This is a genomic window from Sulfitobacter sabulilitoris (assembly GCF_005887615.1).
In the GTDB taxonomy this organism is placed as follows: domain Bacteria; phylum Pseudomonadota; class Alphaproteobacteria; order Rhodobacterales; family Rhodobacteraceae; genus Sulfitobacter_E; species Sulfitobacter_E sabulilitoris.
Window position 1 is genome coordinate 624,020 of record NZ_VANS01000001.1, and the last position, 16,259, is coordinate 640,278.

General features: G+C 66.1%; 14 protein-coding genes. 7 read left to right on the top strand and 7 right to left on the bottom strand.

The window, feature by feature from the left end; translation table 11 throughout:
* Positions 1 to 24 precede the first annotated feature (24 nt).
* Positions 25 to 1,056 carry a patatin-like phospholipase family protein gene (locus FDT80_RS02860; protein ID WP_138660724.1) on the top strand — a complete coding sequence of 344 codons (1,032 nt, stop codon included), beginning with the start codon at positions 25 to 27 and terminating at the stop codon, positions 1,054 to 1,056.
* 10 nt (positions 1,057 to 1,066) lie between these two features.
* Here the strand turns inward: FDT80_RS02860 and FDT80_RS02865 are convergent, their stop codons facing one another.
* From FDT80_RS02865 to FDT80_RS02880, 4 genes are all read right to left on the bottom strand, one after another.
* The gene (locus FDT80_RS02865; protein ID WP_138660725.1) at positions 1,067 to 1,813 is read right to left on the bottom strand and encodes a DUF502 domain-containing protein; all 747 of its coding nucleotides are present in this window, start codon (positions 1,811 to 1,813) and stop codon (positions 1,067 to 1,069) included.
* A gap of 99 nt (positions 1,814 to 1,912) precedes the next feature.
* Positions 1,913 to 2,833, bottom strand: coding sequence for a pseudouridine-5'-phosphate glycosidase (locus FDT80_RS02870; protein ID WP_138660726.1), 921 nt, complete (start codon positions 2,831 to 2,833; stop codon positions 1,913 to 1,915).
* Positions 2,830 to 3,759: a PfkB family carbohydrate kinase gene (locus FDT80_RS02875; protein WP_138660727.1), complete on the bottom strand. Its 930-nt coding sequence runs from the start codon at positions 3,757 to 3,759 to the stop codon at positions 2,830 to 2,832. The genes FDT80_RS02870 and FDT80_RS02875 overlap by 4 nt, the downstream gene beginning before the upstream one ends.
* Before the next feature lie 65 nt (positions 3,760 to 3,824).
* Entirely contained in the window at positions 3,825 to 4,643 is an 819-nt protein-coding gene (locus FDT80_RS02880; protein ID WP_138661757.1) for a DUF4198 domain-containing protein, read from the bottom strand.
* Between FDT80_RS02880 and FDT80_RS02885 the strand changes: the two genes are divergently transcribed.
* Positions 4,642 to 5,790: a HupE/UreJ family protein gene (locus tag FDT80_RS02885; protein WP_138660728.1), complete on the top strand. Its 1,149-nt coding sequence runs from the start codon at positions 4,642 to 4,644 to the stop codon at positions 5,788 to 5,790. The two genes, FDT80_RS02880 and FDT80_RS02885, sit on opposite strands and share 2 nt — an antisense overlap.
* A 37-nt stretch (positions 5,791 to 5,827) precedes the next feature.
* On the opposite strand, the gene FDT80_RS02890 is transcribed toward FDT80_RS02885, so the two are convergent.
* Positions 5,828 to 6,448, bottom strand: a complete 621-nt coding sequence (locus FDT80_RS02890) for a thiamine phosphate synthase (protein WP_138661758.1) — start codon at positions 6,446 to 6,448, stop codon at positions 5,828 to 5,830.
* 113 nt (positions 6,449 to 6,561) lie between these two features.
* Entirely contained in the window at positions 6,562 to 7,464 is a 903-nt protein-coding gene (locus FDT80_RS02895; RefSeq protein WP_138660729.1) for a DMT family transporter, read from the bottom strand.
* 174 nt (positions 7,465 to 7,638) lie between these two features.
* Between FDT80_RS02895 and FDT80_RS02900 the strand changes: the two genes are divergently transcribed.
* The 5 genes from FDT80_RS02900 to FDT80_RS02920 all read left to right on the top strand — a co-directional run bounded on the left by FDT80_RS02900 (position 7,639) and on the right by FDT80_RS02920 (position 13,430).
* Positions 7,639 to 8,394 carry an RNA methyltransferase gene (locus FDT80_RS02900; protein WP_138660730.1) on the top strand — a complete coding sequence of 252 codons (756 nt, stop codon included), beginning with the start codon at positions 7,639 to 7,641 and terminating at the stop codon, positions 8,392 to 8,394.
* A gap of 64 nt (positions 8,395 to 8,458) precedes the next feature.
* The gene (gene ctaA, locus FDT80_RS02905; RefSeq protein ID WP_138660731.1) at positions 8,459 to 9,613 is read left to right on the top strand and encodes a heme A synthase; all 1,155 of its coding nucleotides are present in this window, start codon (positions 8,459 to 8,461) and stop codon (positions 9,611 to 9,613) included.
* Positions 9,610 to 11,085 carry a carboxypeptidase M32 gene (locus tag FDT80_RS02910; RefSeq protein ID WP_138660732.1) on the top strand — a complete coding sequence of 492 codons (1,476 nt, stop codon included), beginning with the start codon at positions 9,610 to 9,612 and terminating at the stop codon, positions 11,083 to 11,085. The genes ctaA and FDT80_RS02910 overlap by 4 nt, the downstream gene beginning before the upstream one ends.
* 484 nt (positions 11,086 to 11,569) lie before the next feature.
* A complete protein-coding gene (locus FDT80_RS02915; RefSeq protein WP_138660733.1) occupies positions 11,570 to 11,890 on the top strand; it encodes a hypothetical protein in 321 nt (106 codons plus the stop codon).
* Positions 11,891 to 12,185: 295 nt separating this feature from the next.
* Positions 12,186 to 13,430, top strand: coding sequence for a GNAT family N-acetyltransferase (locus tag FDT80_RS02920; RefSeq protein WP_170311767.1), 1,245 nt, complete (start codon positions 12,186 to 12,188; stop codon positions 13,428 to 13,430).
* Here FDT80_RS02920 and gyrA read toward each other — a convergent pair.
* The gene (gene gyrA, locus FDT80_RS02925; RefSeq protein ID WP_138660735.1) at positions 13,370 to 16,141 is read right to left on the bottom strand and encodes a DNA gyrase subunit A; all 2,772 of its coding nucleotides are present in this window, start codon (positions 16,139 to 16,141) and stop codon (positions 13,370 to 13,372) included. The genes FDT80_RS02920 and gyrA overlap by 61 nt on opposite strands.
* Positions 16,142 to 16,259 lie beyond the last annotated feature (118 nt).

Below are 16,259 nucleotides of genomic sequence, written 5' to 3' on the forward strand. Positions count from 1 at the left end.
ACAAGAGAAGCTGGAGAGACAGGTATGGCGGTGAAGCGCATCAATCTGGCCTTGCAGGGCGGGGGCGCGCATGGCGCCTTTACCTGGGGGGTGCTGGACCGTCTTCTCGAGGATGAGGAGATCGAGATCGCCGCGATCTCGGGCACCAGCGCGGGGGCGCTGAACGGTGCGGCGCTCAAGGCCGGGATGATCACGGGCGGGCGCGAGGGCGCGCGCGAGAACCTCGCGTGGCTTTGGGGCAAGGTGACCGGTCTTGCGGATATGCGGCTGGCCAGTTGGATGGCGCCATTTGGCGTGGCCGCCGTCAGCCGCGCCATCGAATATTCCGTGCCCTTCGCCGCGGGAGAGACCTGGAGCCGCTTCGTCTCGCCCTATGCCTACGGGCCGCTGTATCGCAATCCGCTGGAAGATGTCGTGCGCCGGTTCGATTACGACCGGGTCTGCGCCGACACGGGCCCCGAGCTGTTCATCTGCGCCACCCGTGTGCGCACCGGCAAGATCAAGATCTTCAAGGGCAAGGACATCACGACCCAGTCGATCCTGGCCTCGGCCTGTCTGCCGACGATGTTTCAGGGCGTCGAGATTTTCGACGAGGACACCGGCCGGGTAGAAACCTATTGGGACGGGGGATATACCGGCAATCCGGCGCTGTTTCCCCTGTTCGGGGGCGGCCGGCCGTCGGATATCCTGGTGGTGAACATCAACCCGCTGGAGCGCGAGCAGATGCCGTTGAGCCCGCAGGAGATCAGCAACCGCGTCAACGAGATCAGTTTCAATTCGTCGCTGCTGCGTGAATTGCGGGCGATCGATTTCGTGCAGCGTCTGCTGCGCGAGGGCAAGATCGAACAGGGGTCCATGGCGCAGGTCTTTGTGCATATGATCGCGGATGACGCGCTGATGAATTCGCTGTCGGTGGCGACCAAGATGGTGCCCAACGGCGGCGTGGTGCAGGCCCTGATGCGGGCCGGCCACGCGGCGGCGGACCGGTTCCTGGAGCACCACAAATCCGACCTGAACCAACGTAGCACGGTCGATCTGGTAGAGATGTTTCAGTGAATTCCACAGCTTAGAGGTCGGTCAATGCCTCGGTGCGGTCGCTTTCCGCGTCGGCTGGCCGACTGGGGTCGCGCGCATTTGGATAGACAAGGCCCGCGGAGATCACCAGCTTGGCCGCATCCTCGACCGACATGTCGAGGATGATCACATCCGCCTCGGGGCAGAACAGCAGAAAGCCGGAGGTCGGGTTGGGCGTGGTGGGCAGGAACACGCTGACCATCGGCTCGCCGTTGTTGCCGCGTTTGCCGATCTCGCCCTTCGTGCTGGTCGAGATGAAGCCGAGCGCCCAGATGCCCCGGCGCGGATATTCGATCAGGCAGGCGGTCTCGAAGGATCTTTCCGACTGGGCGAAGACCGTCTCGGAGATCTGCTTGATCCCGGAATAGATCGTGCGCACAACCGGCGTGCGTTCCACCAGACCTTCGGCAAAGCGGATGAACGAGCGCCCGATGATCCCCTTGGCCATCCAGCCGATGATGATGGTGAAGACCAGAAAGATGATGACGCCAAAGCCGCGCACGTTGATCTGCATCGACGGGTCCAGCCCCAGCAGATCCTGGATCAGCCGGTCGGGATGGTAGGCCCGCGGCACCCACGGCAGCACGAGGCCGTCGATCCAGCCCACCACCGACCAGATCAGCCAGATCGTCAGCCCGACGGGCGCGATCACCACGAGGCCCGTCAGGAAAGACGCCCGGAACCGGCCCAGAAGGCTGCGGCGGGTGCTGGGGATATCTTGGTCGAAAGGCGTGTTCATGACAGTCCGGCCCGGGCGAAAAGAGGTTCACCCGTAAATATGTGGTTTGCGAATGTACTACAATGGCTTGGAGGCCTTGGCAGGTCCCAAACGCATCAATCAGCGGGGCAGACTGCCCAAGACTTGCGCAATTTCGGCCCCGAGGCGGGCATTGTTGCGCACCAGCGCGATATTCGCCGTCAGCGACGTGCCTTGCGTCAGCTCGAAGATGCGTTGCAGCAGGTAGGGCGTGACCGCTTTTCCCTTGATCCCGTGCGCGGCCGCATCGGCGGTCGCCTGCGCGATGATCGGCGCCAGTGTGGCGGCGGGGATTTCATCGGCCTGCGGGATCGGATTGGCCACGAGTTGCCCGCCCGGCACCCCCAGCGCGCCGCGCAACCGGTGGGCGCGCGCGATGCTGTCCGCGTCGTCCATCCGCAGCGGCGCCTTCAGCCGCGACGTCGCGCTCCAGAATGCCGGAAAGCTGTCTTGTCCGTAGGCGATCACCGGCACGCCCTGCGTCTCGAGCACCTCGAGGGTCTTTTCCACGTCGAGGATCGCCTTGGCCCCGGCGGCGACTACGGTCACGGGCGTCTGCGCCAGTTCCATCAGGTCCGCGGAGATGTCAAAGCTGTCCTCCGCGCCACGGTGCACGCCGCCGATGCCGCCCGTGGCGAACACCTCGATCCCGGCAAGATGCGCGGCGATCATCGTGGCCGCGACCGTGGTGGCCCCGGTGCCGCCGGTGGCGATGCAGGCGGCCATATCCGCCCGGCTCAGCTTGGCCACGCCGCGCGCCTGCGCCAGCGTGCTCAACTGCGTGTCGTCCAACCCGATGTGCAGGCGGCCGTCCAGCACCGCGATGGTCGCCGGCACGGCACCGCCGTCGCGGACCTCCGCCTCGACCTGGCGCGCGACCTCAAGGTTCTGCGGATAGGGCATGCCGTGGGTGATGATGGTACTCTCGAGCGCCACGACGGGCTGGCCCAGATCGCGCGCGCGGCGCAGTTCGGCGGAAAAGATCATGTCGAGCGTGGTCATAGGGCGGTTTCTCCGGAGACATAGACGGCGGCGGCGCGCAACGCCCGGGCCAGCGCCGCCTCGGGATCCGCACCGCCGGTTTCGGCGGCGATATGCGCGGCCATGAACGTATCGCCCGCGCCGGTGACACGGGTGACAAGCACCTGCGGCGGGGTTTGGGTCAGAAACCCGTCGGGTCGTCCTTCGGTGGCGTCACCGCCGCCGTCGGTGACCAGAACGCGGGCCGCACCGCGCGCGATCAGCCCTTCGGCGGCGGCGCGCGACGTCTCGAAATGGCTTTGGCACAGCAACCCGGCTTCCTCGAGGTTCACGTAGAGCGTTCCGCGTGCGGTCTGCAGGAACGGCCCGAGCCGTTCCGCCTTGCCGGGTGACGCCGGGGCAACGCGCAGATCGGCCTGCGCCAGCAGCGCGTCGTGGGCGATCTCGCTCAGCAACTCCAGCGTGAGGTTGCCATCGAGCGCGACCGGCCCGGTGTAAGGCGCATCGGCGGTCGCAAGGCGCCCATCGGACAGCGGGCCGAGAATCTTGGCGCCCGCCGCCTCGAGGGAATGGGCATCGGCGATCGCCGCAATGAGCCCGTTGGCCCCTTCGACCGCCATGTAGCGGTCGGTCGGCAGATCGTCAGAGCGGTAGATCGTCGAGGTGATCATGCCCCGCGCGGCGCAGGCGGCGACAAGGTCGTTGCCTTCGGCGTCGCGGCCCACCGCGCTGAGCAAGGCAGGCGTCAGCCCGAAGCGCACGAGCGTATTGGCGATGTTCATCGCCACGCCGCCGGGCAGGCGGGTGATCCGCCCCGGCACATCCGATCCGTGCCGCATCACGCTGGCCGACCGGCCGATCACGTCCCACAGAACGGACCCGATGCACAGGATGTCGGCGGTTTCGCGGTCCGGCAGGGGGCTATTTTTGTCGGGCGTCTGGGTCATGCCCCGCCTTGTGACGATGAACCGCGCCCGGATCAAGACCTGCTATCGGCTTTGTACCGCGTGGATCACCGCGAGGATGGCACCGCAAAGGTCAGCGCGGCCCAGAGCGTTTCCCAAACGGGGCCTTCGGCGGCGGCGCCCGCATCGGGGGCCGGGCGCAAGACCACGGCGTCAAACAGGTAGTCATGCCCCGGCGCGACCGCGATCGTCGCCTCGCCGCGGGCATCGGTGCGGGTGGTGGTGATGGTGACGCTGTCGTCGGGCGCACGGTCGAACACCTCGATCTGCGCATCGGCACGCGGCGCCCCCTCGTACGTGAGCGCGACGCGCATCTGGCCGTCGAACCCGGGCGTATACGGGTTGGTCAGCGCCACGAACTCCGTCTCGAGCCCGAATGCCCGGTCTTGCCCCGCGCCAGCGCCCACCGCCACCAACGTCTTGACGTGCCGGGTGTAGCGTTCGGTGAATTTTTCCTTGCTGTAGCCCGCGGCCTCGTGGTCGGCCACGGCATCGGGAAAGTCCTTGTGCGCGGCAAAATCCACGAACTTGTCCCATTCGGTATATGTCACGATCGAAGGCGTCGCCTCGTAAACCGCGATGGCCAGGCCTTCGCCCGGAAGCCCCATCCGCAGCGCGGGTTGATCGCCCAGGCGGCCCGGCACCGGGCCCATCAGATCGCCGATGGCAATGTCGAACCGGGTGAACCGATTGGGGAAATAGGCAAGCGAAATTCCTTCGAATTCCTGACCGTTGCGCAGGTTTGCGATGACCGGCGCGCCGATATCGACTTGATACTTCTCCGGATCGAGCCAAAACTCATGGGCAGTGGCGAGCGTGGCAGTGAATGTCAGGGCGGTAACGAGTGCAAAGCGGGTAAACGACATGGAACAAACTTTCATCAGGGCGCGGTTGAGACTGGCTTGCGCTGCGGTATTGTCAACACTGGCGCTGTTGCTTTCGATCACAAACGCGCAAGCGCACGAGGTTCTGCCCACGATTGCGGATCTGACCGTCGAAGACACGGGCGATGTGACGCTGGAGTTTCGCGTGAACCTCGAGGCCCTGCTGTCGGGCATCGATCTGGACGAAATCGAGGACACCAACGCCGCCGAAGGTGCGGCGGACTACGACGCGCTGCGGGCGCTGTCCGCCGATGGGATCGCTACGCGCGCGCCCTCGCTGGTCGCGCGGTGGTCCGGGCATCCATTGCTGAGCGCCGGCGATGCCGCGCTGCCGCTGGCGATCGACGGGGTCGAGGTGCCGCAGGAAGTGGACCCGGAACTGCCGCGCATCGCCAGCCTGCGCCTGCGCGCCGCGCTGCCCCCCGGCGCACCCGGCGTCACGGTGCACTGGCCCGACGGCGCGGGCGCGCTGGTGCTGCGCCAGCAAGGGGTGGAGGAGCCGTTTACCGGATACCTCGAGGGCGGGCAGTCAAGCCCCGAGATCGCCGTCGGCGGCGGCGGCGCGCAGGGCGCAGGCCAGGCCCTTGTCGGTTACATTCCGGTAGGCTTCGATCATATCCTGCCCAAGGGGCTGGACCATATTCTCTTCGTGCTCGGCTTGTTCTTTCTCTCCACCCATCTGCGCCCGCTGGTGTGGCAGGTCAGCGCCTTCACGCTGGCGCATACGGTCACGCTGGCGCTCGGGGCGTTTGGGCTGGTCAATGTGCCGGGCAGCATTGTCGAGCCGCTGATCGCCGCCTCGATCGTCTTTGTCGCGGTGGAAAACATCTTTGCCCGCGGTCTGAACCCCTGGCGGCCCCTGGTGATCTTCGGTTTCGGGCTGCTGCACGGTCTGGGCTTTGCCTCGGTGCTGGCGGAGTTCGGATTGCCCGCGGGGCAGTTCATTCCGGCGCTGATCGGTTTCAATATCGGTGTCGAACTGGGTCAGTTGACCGTGATCGCGATTGCATTCGTCATCGTCGGATGGGCCATGCGCCGGGCGTGGTATCGCCGCGCGGTCGCCGTGCCCGCGTCCTGCGCGATTGCCGCCGTGGGCGCCTATTGGTTCGTCGAACGGGTGTTTCTCTAATGGATCGAGGCCGGGGGTTGCCCGGCCTCGGCGCGTTTCACGCCATGGCCGCCGTCAGCGCGGCCAGCGCCGCGACGGGATCCTCGTGGCGCCAGATTTCGTCGCCGATGCCGAAGAAATCGGTATAGGGCGTGAGGGTGCGGATCATCGCTTCGTCCAGCGCGCCTTCGGCGACGACCGGCACCTCGATCACCTCGGACCACCATTGAAACAGATCCAGTTCGGCAAAGCTGCCGTCGCCCAGGGCCGATGACTGCACCGGGCCGAAGCTGACGTAATCGGCGCCCGCCTCTCCCGCGGCCATGCCGTCGTGCCGCGAGGTGCCGCAAAAACTGCCGACAATCGCATCCTCGCCAAGCGCCTTGCGGGTGTCGCGCACCGACCGCGCCGCATCCGACAGATGCACGCCGTCAAGGCCCAGCCGGTCCGCCAGCAAGGTGTGATCGCTGACCACCAGCGCGATATCGCGCGCGTGGGTCACTTCGCGCAGCGCATCGGCCGCGCGCGCGATCCGGTCCTCGTCGCGCGTGGCAAGGCTCAGCCTGACGCAGGCCACCGCCTGCGCATCGAGCACGCGGGCCAGCAAGTCGGGAAAGCGGCCGAGTTCGATCTCGGTCGGGGTGATGAGGTAGAGCTGCGGCTGCTCGGGGGCGTCCATCGTGTCTGGGGCGGCCATGTGAAACTGTCCTTTGGTCCTGATCGGGGCAGCAGTATCGCACCTGCCACGGAAAGAAAACGAAATGTCGCTGCCGCGCCAATGCCGCGACAGGGTCAGCGCGTCCGTCGGGGCAGGGCGCGCCCGGTGGGCCAGACCTCCAGCACGCCGGCGCACAGCACCAGCGCACCGCCCGCGATTTCCACCGGGGTCAGGAGTTCGCCCGCGAACAGGGCGGCCGAGGCCGCGCCGACGAGAACTTCGGTCATGAGCAGAATGCCGACACGCGCCGGATCGAGCCGGACGGTCGCCCACATCAGGCCCGCCATCGACAGCCCCCACCAGACCCCGCCGGTCAGGACCGACAAGCCCAGCACCGGGCCGATGCGCGCGCCGGCGGACGTCGCGGGCCACGGCTCGAGCACGGGCGCAAGCAACACAGCGGCGACCAGCGCGCCCGCCGCAAAGACGAAGGCCGCCGCGACCGGTTCAAGCGACGATCGGGCGCGGATGCCCGTGGTGGCGACGGACCACAGGATGCCGGACGCCAGCGCCATCCATTCGCCCGGTCCGCGCGGCCACGGCAGCTCGCCCTCGGCGCCGAGCATCACGGCAAGCCCCGCAAGCCCGACCACGATGGCCACGCGGCGCAGGCGGGGGGTTGCCCACCCCATGACATAGCGCCCGATCAGCGTGCTCCAGACCGGGGTCAGGAAATAGAGCAGGATGATGATCGCAACGCGGCCATAGACAAAGCCGATGGAATAAAGCGCGAACGCCGCGCCGCCAAGCGCGATGGAGCCGAGCGCCACGCGATTGGAGGCCGCGAGCCGATCCCGGCGCGCCAGCGCGAAGGGCAGCAACAGCACAACCGCCGCCGCCGTCACCGCGACCGTGCCCCAGGCCCCCGGCAGACCCATCGCGGCAAGCGACCGTACCGGCAGCCAGTAAAACCCCCAGAGCGCGCCGGTGCCGAGAACGATCAGGGTCGCGAGGGGAATGGAGCGGTGTTGGATCATGGGCACAGCCCTAGCGGACGGCGGCGGACCTGGCAAAGCGGAATCAGCCGCGCCACGCGGGGCCGGGCCGCTGGATGCCCGGACGGCGCGACACGCGTCGTGCGGGATGAATTGGCACACCGCAGGCGCGCGCGGTTTCTTGGCATTGCCGGATGACACCGCTATGAGGCGGGTATGAGACTGCCCCTTGACCATCCCGCCACACCGGCCATCGTGCTTGTCCGCCCGCAAATGGGCGAGAACATCGGCGCCGCCGCGCGCGCGATGTGGAATTTCGGCCTGGACCGGATGCGGCTGGTGGCGCCGCGCGACGGCTGGCCCAATCCCGCCGCTGTCGCCATGGCCAGCGGGGCGGGGCGGCTTCTGGACGAGGCGATGCTGTCGGGCGATCTGCCTGGGGCGGTGGGCGATTGCGATTTCGTCTTTGCCACCACGGCGCGCAGCCGCGACCTGACCAAGCCGATCTACAGCCCCGAGGCGGCGATGGCGCTTGCGGCGGAAAAGATCGCCTGCGGCCAGCGGGTCGCGGTGCTGTTCGGCCCCGAACGTGCTGGCCTCGAGAACGAGGACATCGCGCGCGCCAATGCCATCATCTCGGTCCCGGTGAATCCGAAATTCGCCTCGCTCAACCTGGCGCAATGCGTCTTGCTGGTGGGCTACGAATGGATGCGGCAGGCAGGGGAAATCACCCATGCCAGCACCGAGATGGCCGGCACCGACTGGGCGCGGGGTGAAGAGGTCGAACATCTGGCCGCGCATTACGACGAACGCCTGACGCAGGCCGGATTTTTCTTTCCCGAGCACAAGGCGCAGTCGATGCGCACCAACCTGCGCAACATGTGGAGCCGGATGCCGCTGACGCGCGCGGACGTGCAAATGCTGCACGGCGTGATGCGGCAGATGGTCCGCTGGGCGAAAAGAGACGACTAGGGATGCTGGACCCCGGCGCGCGACAGGCCTACCTATGGGCAAACACGGCAATCCGAGGGTTGAGATGAACACCAAACGCAAGCTTTTCGAAGAGGTTGGCAGCCCCGAGGCGGCGCGCCCGGTCGCGCGGACCGGCGGTATCGACAAGGGGCACAGCGGCGCGCGCGGCGCGATCCGGATCTGGCTGATCGTGTTGTTCGCGCTGGTCTTTGCGATGATCGCGGTGGGCGGGTTGACCCGGCTGACCGACAGCGGGCTGAGCATCACCGAATGGCGGCCCTTCACGGGCGCGCTGCCACCGCTCAGTGCGGCCGACTGGCAGTCGGAATTCGCCAAGTACCAGCAGATCGACGAGTTTCGCATCCAGAACCAATGGATGGAACTTGAGGATTTCAAGGTCATCTACTGGTGGGAATGGGGCCACCGTCAGCTGGGCCGGGTGGTGGGCCTGGTCTGGGCGGCGGGATTCCTGTGGTTTCTCGCGCGGCGGCAGATCCCCGCGGGCTGGACGCCGAAGCTGCTGCTTCTGGGTGTCATGGGCGGCGCGCAGGGGGCCATCGGCTGGTGGATGGTCTCGTCGGGGGTCACCACCGGGATGGGCACCACGGATGTGGCCAGCTACAGGCTGGCGACCCATCTGGGCCTTGCCTTTGCCATTCTGGGCGTCATCACCTGGTACGTCATGCAACTGGGCCGCACCGCCCGCGACCTGATCCAGGCGCGGCGCGCGAGGGAGCCCCGGCAGTGGTCGCTGGCCACGGGGCTGCTGCATTTCACCTTTCTGCAGATTCTGCTGGGTGCGATGGTGGCCGGCATCGACGCCGGGCGCAGCTATACCGACTGGCCGCTGATGGGCGGACAGCTGTTCCCGCCGCTGGCGTTCGACCTGGATCCGCTGTGGCGGAACTTCTTTGAAAATCCGGGGCTGGTGCAGTTCATTCACCGCATGTCGGGCTATCTGCTGGCGGCCTTTACCGTGGTCGTCTGGCTGCGCGGCCGGCGCTCTGCGCATCCGCGCACGCGGTTTGCCTTCAACGCGGTGCTGGCGGCGATGGCGGTCCAGATCGTGCTGGGCATCGTCACCGTGATCTATGCCGCGCCGTGGTACATCGCCATCGTGCACCAGCTTCTGGCCGTGATCGTCTGGGTGCTGATCCTGCGCGCCCGGTTCCTGAGCGGCTATCCAATCGCAACATCCCTGAGAGGAACCCCCGCATGACCCCCTTTGACGAATTGATGGCCTACCAGCGCGAAACGCAAGCCCTGGGGCAGGTGATGGGGCGTCTCGGGTGGGACCAGGAGACCGTGATGCCGCGCGGCGCCGCCCCGCAACGCGGCGAGGAGATGGCCGCACTGGAGAGCGTGTTGCATGCCCGCCGGGTGGACACGCGGGTGTCGGACTGGCTTGACGCGATCGACCACGCGGCCCTTGACGATGTCGGTCGCGCACAGATCCGCCACATCCGCCGCAGTCACGACAGGGCGCGCAAGGTGCCCGCCAGTCTGGCGACCCGCATCGCGCGCGTGACCAGCCAGGCGCAGGGCATCTGGGCCGAGGCGCGCGCCAACGAGGACGTGGCCGGGTTTCTCCCGACGCTGGAGGAGGTGATCGCCCTCAAGCGCGAAGAAGGACAGGCCCTGGCCGCGGGAGGCGACGTCTATGACGCGATGCTGGCCGATTACGAGCCGGGCACCACCGGGGACGAGATCGCCGCGATGTTCGGTGCCCTGCGCCCCGAGTTGACCGCGCTGCGCGAGGCGGTGCGCGCCGCCAACACGCCGCCGCAACTGTCCGGCACCTTCGACGAAGCCGCGCAGATGCGGCTGACGCGCAAGCTGGCAAAAGCCTACGGATATGACATGGCGCACGGCCGGGTGGACAAGGCCGTGCATCCCTTCAGTTCGGGCTCGGGCCTTGACGTGCGGATCACCACGCGCACCAATCCCGCTGATCCGTTCAACTGTTTCTATTCGACCATCCACGAGGTCGGCCACGGAGCCTACGAGCAGAACATCGACCGCGATTACCTGCTGACGCCCTTGGGGCAGGGCGTGTCGATGGGGGTGCACGAAAGCCAAAGCCGGATCTACGAGAACCAGCTTGGCCGCAGCCGCGCCTTTACCGGCTGGCTTTTCGGTGAAATGCGCGAGACCTTCGGCGACATCGGCATCGCGGACGAGGACGCCTTCTATGCCTGCGTGAACCGCGTCTCGGATGGCCATATCCGGACCGAGGCGGATGAATTGCAGTACAATCTGCACGTACTGCTGCGCTTTGATCTGGAACGCGCGTTGATGGCGGGCGATTTGGACGTCGGCGATCTCGAGGCCGCCTGGAACGACCGGTTCGAGGCCGATTTCGGCTATGGCGTGGACAAGCCATCCAACGGGCTGTTGCAGGATGTGCATTGGTCGGTGGGTCTGTTCGGCTATTTCCCGACCTACACCCTTGGCAACGTCTATGCCGGGTGCTTGTTCGAGGCGATGCGCGGGGCACTGCCCAATCTGGATGCGCAATTGGCCAAGGGCGACCTGACCGCGGCGACCCGGTGGCTGCGCGAGACGGTGCAGACCCACGGCGGGCTGTACGAGCCGCGCGACGTGATCGCCCGGGCGCGCGGAGCGGAGCCGTCAGAGGCGCCCTTGCTGGCCTATCTCAAGGAAAAGTTTACCACGATCTACGGGCTGTGAGCACGGTCTCCTGACCACGCACTGCGCGGCGGGCTAGCGCCGCGCGCCGCGCAGTGCGCCCGACCGATGCCGCGGATCGGTCAATGGGGGGAATCGGCGTATCACTGCGACTTTTCGGTGACAGCGCCGGAAAGACGCGTCACCACGGCATCGGCGATACTCGGATCGGCGAACATCAACGGTTTATGGTCCGTAGCGGCAATTTCCGTCGGAAATCCAGTGGCTTGTCGCAAACCTGTCCGCATCGGATCAACTGCGCGAGGGGCCGGATGCGTGCCCCGCACCTGCGCCATCGCTGAATATTCCGGCAATTATGCGCTTTGGACGTAGTGCAAGTGCCTTTCGAACTTGCGTTTTTGCGTCAGTTTGTCCATTGATTGACGCAAGCTCACGCGGAGACTGGCGTTTCGGCGGATGAGTAGGGATTTTGCGCGGTCGCACAGGATTCCTGTACATGAACAGTTTATCTAATGGAGTTTCCACTATGACACGTTTTCTTGCTTCTGCCGCTGCTCTGACCTTTGCCCTCGTTGCATCCACAGCTTCGGCCCAGGACGTGACCCAAACCGGTGTTGTCGGCGAATCCGGAGTTGCCGGCTATCCCGTTCAGATCACGGCAAGCAACGGCATCGTCTATAACTGCGAAGCCGAAGTCGGCTCGCAGAACGGCGTTCCGGTCCGTACATGCGTCCGCGCGAACGCGACGACAGGCATCACCGACAACGGCGCCTATGCTGCTGCTGCCGGCGTTGTGCTGGTGGCTTTCCTGGCGGACGGTTCGTCCTCCACAACGTCGTCCAACTGATTTAACGCTTCGGCGTACCAAGGCCGCGGCACCCAGGTGCCGCGGCCTTTTTGCGTTCGGTCCGACCCTGACCCCGGGCTGATCCCAGGCTGATCCATGTGCCGCCGCGCCGCCGTGATGCCGCGCAAAGTGCCAACTGGTGACGCATTTCGATGTCACACAGCCCCCGAACCCCTTGCGCCACGGCCATGCCGTGCCTTGCCACCGGACCGGGACCATTGTGACGACAGCCTTTCGCACGACCATCAGCAGCACGGCGTCAATTGCCCGATCCCGCCAGACGCGGGATATCGTCGTGATTGACGACCTCGCAGGGTTCAAGGCGCTGCGGCCCGCCTGGGAAGACCTGCACGCCCGCGATCCGCAGGCGGGGGTGTTCCTGTCCTGGGACTGGCTGTACCAGCTTTTCGCCGACAATCACGGCCAATGGCGTGTTCTCGCCGCGACCGACCCGAACCAGCCGGACCGGTTCACCGCGTTTCTGCCGTTGCGCTACCGCCTCCACTGGAGCAGCGCGCAGCGCCGGTTCCAGGCGTATATCGCCGCGGCGGGTCGCCTGTGCTTCAGCGAATATACCGGCTTTGTCTGTGATCCGGATCCGCTCCGCGAGGCGCAGGCGCTGACCGCCTTGGGGCAGTGTGCGGCGCAATTGCCCTGGGCGCGTCTGTCGCTGCGGTACGAACCCACGGGCCACAGGCTTGTCCGTTTCGCCGCCGCCCTCGGCGGCCGGGGCTTCGACGTGGCGTGGCCGCCCTACACGATAAACGATGGGGCAACGAACCAGCTTTTATGCCCGCAGATCGCGCTGCCCGCGTCGCATGACGCCTACCTTGCCGGGCTGAGCCGCAACACCCGCAAGAAGATCCGCAAGGCCACGCGCCGCCATATCGACAGTGGCGTCGTCCGGGTGGGGTCGGCGGCCGACACGGATCCGCAGGATGTGCGCGAACGTCTGCTGGCGCTGTGGTCTGCCCGCTGGGCCGCTGAAAATTCCCCCGCCCGGCTTGACCTGATCGCCGGGAAATACCGGACGATGATGATCCGCGCCGAAGCGCTCGGGCTGCTTTACATGCCGTCATTGTGGCGCGGGGACAGGATGCTGGGCGCGCTGGCCTTCGTGATCGACGCGCCGCGCGGGATGGCCCACTGCCTGCTGACCGGACGCGACGATCGGGTCGACGATCTGGATATCGGACTGCTGATGCACAGCCAGGCCATTCACGCGGCCATTTCCGCCGGTCTGCGGACCTACGATTTCGGCCACGGCACGGAAGCCTACAAATACCACTACGGGGCGGTGGATCGGGCGGTGGGCTATCTGGCCGTCACCCGCCGCGATGCCGATGCGGACACAAGGTTCGATCCGCTGCTGTTGCCGCAGGCGCTGGCGCGCACTGCCGAAATGCTGGGCCGTGGCCGCACCCGCGACGCGCAGGCGGCCCTGAGCCAACTGGCCCGGGCCGCTGCGCCGTCGTCAGGTCATTCGTCGGCAGTGGTGTCGTCGCCGGTATCGCCCTCGACGACATCCTCGTCGGCCTGATCCGCGATCCAGGCGACGCTGACGACTTCCTCGTTCTTGCCGGTATCGAAGACCTTGACGCCCCCCGCGCTGCGCGAACGGAATGAAATCCCCTCGACCGGAACGCGGATCGACTGCCCCTTGGAAGTGGCAAGCATGATCTGGTCGTCCATCTCGACGGGGAAGGACGCGACGATCGCGCCACCGCGCATTGCCTTGTCCATCGCCTGCACCCCCATGCCGCCACGCCCGCGCACCGGGTAATCGTGGCTCGAACTCAGCTTTCCGGCGCCCTTGGCTGTGATCGTCAGGATCAGGTTTTCAGCCGCCGACATCTCGGCGTAGCGTTCCTGGGGCAGGGGCATGTTGGCGTTGCCCTCTTCCTCGTCCGCCTCGTCGGCCTCGTCGGCGAGACCGGCCATCGCGCGCCGCATCTTGAGATAGGCGGCACGTTCGTCTGACGTGGCGTCGAAATGACGGATCACGGACATCGACACGACCTTGTCGTTTCCGGTCAGGCGAATCCCCCGCACACCCACCGACGACCGCGAGTTGAACACGCGCACGGCGGTCGAGGGAAAGCGGATGGCGCGGCCCGAAGAGGTGACCAGCATCACGTCATCCTGCGGCGAGGCGATGCGCACGTTGATCAGCGTGGTGCCTTCGTGCTCGCCCTCGAATTTCATAGCGATCTTGCCGTTGCGCATGACGTTGGTGAAATCCGACAGCTTGTTGCGCCGCACCGTACCGGCCGAGGTGGCGAACACGACCTGCAGATCGGCCCAGTCCTTTTCCTCGCGGTCGATGGGCAGGATCGCGGCCACCGACACGCCCACCGGGATCGGCAGGATATTGACGATCGCCTTGCCCTTGGACGTGCGCCCGCCCTGCGGCAACCGCCATGTCTTTAGCTTGTAAGCCATTCCGTCGGTGGTAAAGAACAAAAGCTGCGTATGGGTGTTGGCCACGAAGAGGGTGGTGACCACATCCTCTTCCTTGGTCTGCATGCCGGCCAGGCCCTTGCCGCCGCGGCGCTGGCTGCGGAAATCGGCCAGCGGCGTGCGCTTGATGTAGCCGCCGGAGGTGACGGTCACGACCATCTCCTCGCGCGCGATCAGGTCCTCGTCGTCCATGTCGCCGGACCAGTCCACGATCTCGGTGCGGCGCGGCACGGCGAACAGCTCGCGCACCTCGCGCAACTCGTCGCTGATGATGCCCATGATCCGCTCGCGGCTGCCGAGGATTTCAAGGTATTCCTTGATCTTGCCGGCCAGCTCTTCCAATTCGCCGGTGACTTCCTGGACACCGATCTGGGTCAGGCGTTGCAGCCGCAATTCCAGAATGGCGCGCGCCTGGGCCTCGCTCAAGTTGTAGGTGCCGTCGTCGTTGGCGGTATGGGTCGGATCGTCGATCAGCGCGATATATTCGAGGATCGGCTGCGCGGGCCACCGCCGGGTCATCAGCTTCTCGCGGGCCTCTGCCGCATCGGCCGAGGCGCGGATCGTCGCGACGATCTCGTCGATGTTGGTGACGGCCACGGCCAGGCCACACAGGATGTGGCTGCGCTCGCGGGCCTTGCGCAGCAGATGCGCGGTGCGCCGCGCCACGACATCCTCGCGGAAGTCGATGAAGGCCGTGAGGAACCGCCGCAGGGTCAGCTGTTCGGGCCGCCCCCCGTTGAGCGCCAGCATGTTGCAGCCGAAATATGTCTGCATCGGGGTAAAGCGGTAGAGCTGGTTCATCACCACCTCCGCCGTCGCATCACGCTTCAGCTCCACCACCACGCGCACGCCGTTGCGGTCGCTTTCGTCCTGAACGTGGGCGATGCCTTCGATCTTCTTTTCGCGGACCTGTTCGGCGATCTTTTCGATCATCGACGCCTTGTTCACCTGGTAGGGGATCTCGTCCACGACGATGGCATAGCGGTCCTTGCGGATCTCCTCGACCCGCGTCTTGGCGCGGATGATGACGCTGCCGCGCCCCTCGAGGTAGGCCTTGCGCGCGCCGGAGCGGCCCAGCATGATGCCGCCGGTTGGAAAATCGGGACCGGGCACATACTCGATCAACTGCTCGGAGGTCAGGTCAGGCTCTTCGATCAGGGCAAGGCAGGCGTCCACGACTTCGCCCAGGTTGTGCGGCGGGATGTTCGTGGCCATGCCGACGGCGATGCCACCCGCGCCGTTGACCAGCATGTTGGGAAAGCGGGCGGGCAGAACCGTGGGCTCGCGATCCTTGCCGTCGTAATTGTCCTGAAAATCGACGGTTTCCTTGTCGATGTCCGCCAGCAGATAGGCTGCGGGCTTGTCCATGCGCACTTCGGTGTAGCGCATCGCGGCGGCATTGTCGCCGTCCATCGAGCCGAAGTTGCCCTGACCGTCCAGCAGCGGCAGCGACATCGAGAAATCCTGCGCCATGCGCACAAGCGCGTCGTAAATCGCGGAATCGCCGTGCGGGTGGTATTTGCCCATCACGTCGCCCACGGGACGCGCCGATTTGCGGTAGCTCTTGTCGTGGGTATTGCCGGTTTCGTGCATCGCGAACAGGATGCGCCGGTGAACGGGTTTCAACCCGTCGCGCAGGTCCGGGATCGCACGGCTGACGATGACCGACATCGCATAGTCCAGATAGGACGTGCGCATCTCGTGCTCGATACTGACCGACGGCCCCTCGAATTCGGGGCGCTCCGGCAGGATTTCATCATCGTTTTCAGGTGGTTCTGGCGTGTCGTTCACGTGATCTGCCCGCTCGCTGTATCAGGTCTATATATTGTGACAAACCTATATCAGAGGGGGTACATAAGGTGCAATGCCAGACCGCCCCGGAGCCGCCCCACGCCCTGATCACATCGCC

Bases quoted from the DNA above. Each gene is read 5' to 3' on its own strand.
- FDT80_RS02860 (WP_138660724.1), top strand. From the start codon at position 25: ATGGCGGTGAAGCGCATCAATCTGGCCTTGCAGGGCGGGGGCGCGCAT.
- FDT80_RS02865 (WP_138660725.1), bottom strand. From the start codon at position 1,813: ATGAACACGCCTTTCGACCAAGATATCCCCAGCACCCGCCGCAGCCTT.
- FDT80_RS02870 (WP_138660726.1), bottom strand. From the start codon at position 2,833: ATGACCACGCTCGACATGATCTTTTCCGCCGAACTGCGCCGCGCGCGC.
- FDT80_RS02875 (WP_138660727.1), bottom strand. From the start codon at position 3,759: ATGACCCAGACGCCCGACAAAAATAGCCCCCTGCCGGACCGCGAAACC.
- FDT80_RS02885 (WP_138660728.1), top strand. From the start codon at position 4,642: ATGGAACAAACTTTCATCAGGGCGCGGTTGAGACTGGCTTGCGCTGCG.
- FDT80_RS02880 (WP_138661757.1), bottom strand. From the start codon at position 4,643: ATGTCGTTTACCCGCTTTGCACTCGTTACCGCCCTGACATTCACTGCC.
- FDT80_RS02890 (WP_138661758.1), bottom strand. From the start codon at position 6,448: ATGGACGCCCCCGAGCAGCCGCAGCTCTACCTCATCACCCCGACCGAG.
- FDT80_RS02895 (WP_138660729.1), bottom strand. From the start codon at position 7,464: ATGATCCAACACCGCTCCATTCCCCTCGCGACCCTGATCGTTCTCGGC.
- FDT80_RS02900 (WP_138660730.1), top strand. From the start codon at position 7,639: ATGAGACTGCCCCTTGACCATCCCGCCACACCGGCCATCGTGCTTGTC.
- ctaA (WP_138660731.1), top strand. From the start codon at position 8,459: ATGAACACCAAACGCAAGCTTTTCGAAGAGGTTGGCAGCCCCGAGGCG.
- FDT80_RS02910 (WP_138660732.1), top strand. From the start codon at position 9,610: ATGACCCCCTTTGACGAATTGATGGCCTACCAGCGCGAAACGCAAGCC.
- FDT80_RS02915 (WP_138660733.1), top strand. From the start codon at position 11,570: ATGACACGTTTTCTTGCTTCTGCCGCTGCTCTGACCTTTGCCCTCGTT.